The sequence below is a fragment of the Microbacterium sp. 71-23 genome, assembly GCF_001897265.1.
Classification (GTDB): domain Bacteria; phylum Actinomycetota; class Actinomycetes; order Actinomycetales; family Microbacteriaceae; genus Microbacterium; species Microbacterium ginsengisoli.
Genome location: NZ_MKSL01000002.1, coordinates 1 through 3090, shown reverse-complemented (window position 1 = coordinate 3090; position 3090 = coordinate 1). Strand labels below are relative to the sequence as shown.

2 protein-coding genes are annotated in these 3090 nt (G+C 70.2%); one reads left to right on the top strand and one right to left on the bottom strand.

Features of this window, described 5'->3' with window-relative positions:
- Positions 1-163: 163 nt before the first annotated feature.
- On the top strand, positions 164-748 hold the full coding sequence (locus BGO15_RS00025; protein ID WP_286746417.1) for a nitroreductase family protein: 585 nt from the start codon (positions 164-166) through the stop codon (positions 746-748).
- Between the two features lie 189 nt (positions 749-937).
- On the opposite strand, the gene BGO15_RS00020 is transcribed toward BGO15_RS00025, so the two are convergent.
- On the bottom strand, positions 938-3090 hold a 2153-nt coding region (locus BGO15_RS00020), incomplete at its 5' end, for an ATP-dependent Clp protease ATP-binding subunit (protein WP_286746414.1).

Here is a 3090-nt window from a genome sequence, read left to right as displayed (position 1 = left end):
GAGTCGTTTCGTCTAGCGAACGTCATCGAGCTGGAACGTTCGGTTTCTTCGAACATTCCCGCTCGATGGGATTTCCGCTCTCCGGCGGGAACAGGAGCGGCGTCCATTCGGTTGCATGGATCGGGCCGACGGTGTCCCGCACCCGCACACCTGAGGAGCCGAAATGTCCCCGATTCTCGACCGCACCGCTGTCACCGACGCGCCAATCCTCGACGTCCTCGCCGAACGCTGGAGCACCCGCATCTTCGATGCCGAGGCGATCCTCGACGAGGCCGCGCTCGCGAGCGCCCTCGAGGCGGCCCGCTGGGCACCGTCCGCGTCGAACACCCAGCCGACGCGCTTCATCGTCGCGCGGCGCGGGACCGACGCGCACGCCGCCGTCTTCGGCGCCTTGATGGGCTTCAACCAGGCGTGGGCGGGCGACGCGTCGGCGCTCGTCGTCGTCCTCGCCGAGACCGAGACCGCGGACGGCACCGCGCAGCCGTGGGCGCTGTACGACGCCGGTCAGGCCGCCGCGCACTTCACCGTCCAGGCTCACGCCGACGGACTGTTCACGCACCAGATGGGCGGGTTCCTGCCCGACGCCGTCCGCGACGCCTTCGAGATCGACGCGCGTCTCCGGCCCCTCACCGTGATCGCGGTGGGCACGCTCGGCGACCCCGAGCGGGCACCCGAGGCGCTGCGCGAGCGCGAGAACCTTCCGCGCACCCGTCGCCCCGTCGCGGAGACCGTCATCGTCGACGACTGAGTGCTGCTGGCGGGCCCGGCCCGGCGATCGCGCGCGGGCGAGCGAGCGAGCGAGCGCGGCCGAAACGGTACCGGCTCGGTCGCCGACCGGGGTGCGCGTCGGAAAAGCAGGCCGAACCGGCCTCGGCCGACGGTCCCGAGTCATCCCGAGTCGATTCAGCCTGCTTTTCCGACGGACGCGCCGTCCGACTCAGTCGTCGAGCAGCTCGGCCTCGATCACGTCGTCGTCCGCGCCGGCCTCGGCCTCGGGCGCCGCGGCCGGGCCGTCGCTGGTCAGCACGAGCGACGAGCCGTCGGCCGCGACGTCCACCCGCACGACGTCGCCGTCGTGAACGTGGCCCCCGAGGATCGCCATCGCGAGGCGGTCCTGGATCTCGGACTGCATCAGCCGCCGCAGCGGCCGCGCGCCGAAGATGGGGTCGTACCCGCGTTCGGCGAGCCACGCCCGCGCATCGGGGGTGACCGCCAGCGACAGCCGCCGCTCGTGCAGACGGCGCTGCAGCTGGTCGACGGCGAGCTCGACGATCTGGGCCAGGTCGTCCTGGCTCAGCGCCTGGAACATCACGATGTCGTCGAGGCGGTTGATGAACTCCGGCTTGAACGCCTGCCGCACCAGCGCCATGACCTGCTCGCGCTTCTGCTCGAGCGACAGGGTCGGGTCGATCAGGATGGGCGAGCCGAGGTTCGACGTCAGGACCAGGATGACGTTGGTGAAGTCGACGGTGCGACCCTGACCGTCGGTCAGCCGGCCGTCGTCGAGCACCTGCAGCAGCACGTCGAAGACCTCGGGGTGCGCCTTCTCGATCTCGTCGAGCAGCACGACGCTGTAGGGGCGGCGCCGCACGGCCTCGGTGAGCTGCCCGCCCTGCTCGTACCCGATGTATCCGGGAGGGGCGCCGACGAGCCGCGAGACGGTGTGCTTCTCGCCGTACTCCGACATGTCGATGCGCACCATGGCGTGCTCGTCGTCGAAGAGGAACTCCGCGAGGGCCTTGGCGAGCTCCGTCTTCCCGACGCCGGTGGGGCCGAGGAACAGGAACGAGCCCGTGGGGCGACCCGGGTCGCTGATGCCCGCGCGGGAGCGGCGCACCGCATCCGACACGGCCTTGACCGCCTCCTTCTGACCGATCAGGCGCTTGCCGAGCTCGGACTCGAGGTGCAGCAGCTTCTCGGTCTCGCCCTGCAGGAGGCGGCCGACGGGGATGCCGGTCCATGCCGCGATGACGGAGGCGATGTCCTCGTCGGTGACCTGGTCGCCGACCATCCGATCCTCGGAGTTCTCGGCGCGCTCGGCCTCCACGAGCTGGCTCTCCAGCTTCGGGATCTCCGCGTACAGCAGCCGCGACGCCTTCTCGAGGTTGCCCTCGCGCTGGGCGCGCTCGGCCTCGATGCGGGCGGCGTCGAGCTTGGTCTTCAGGTCGCCGACACGGTTCAGGGTGGCGCGCTCCTGCTCCCACCGGGCCTGGAGGTCGCGCAGGCGCTCCTCTTCGCCGTGCAGGTCGGCGCGCAGCGCCTCGAGCCGCTCCTTGGATGCGGCATCCTTCTCCTTCTTCAGCGCGAGCTCTTCCAGCTTGAGCCGGTCGACGTGGCGGCGGAGCTCATCGATCTCGAGGGGTGCGGAGTCGATCTCCATCCGCAGCCGCGAGGCGGCCTCGTCGATGAGATCGATGGCCTTGTCTGGCAGCTGCCGGCTGGGGATGTATCGGTTCGACAGCGCTGCCGCGGCCACGAGCGCGCCGTCGGCGATGGCGACCTTGTGGTGCGCCTCGTAGCGCTCCTTGAGTCCGCGCAGGATCGCGACGGTGTCCTCGACCGAGGGCTCGCCGACGTAGACCTGCTGGAAGCGGCGCTCGAGCGCAGCATCCTTCTCGATGAATTCGCGGTACTCGTTGAGCGTGGTCGCACCGATGAGACGGAGCTCGCCGCGCGCGAGCATCGGCTTGAGCATGTTGGATGCCGCGACCGATCCCTCGCCGCCGCCGGCGCCCATGAGGACGTGCAGCTCGTCGATGAAGGTGATGATGCGGCCGTCTGACTCGGTGATCTCCTTGAGGACGCTCTTGAGGCGCTCCTCGAACTGGCCGCGGTACATCGCGCCGGCGACCAGGGCGGAGATGTCGAGGGTGACGAGCTCCTTGTCCTTGAGCGACTCGGCGACGTCCCCCGCGACGATGCGCTGAGCCAGTCCCTCGACGACGGCGGTCTTGCCCACGCCGGGCTCGCCGATCAGGACGGGGTTGTTCTTCGTGCGCCGGGTCAGCACCTGGCTGACGCGGCGGATCTCGCTGTCGCGACCGATGACGGGGTCGAGCTTGCCCTGTCGTGCGCGGTCGGTGAGGTTGA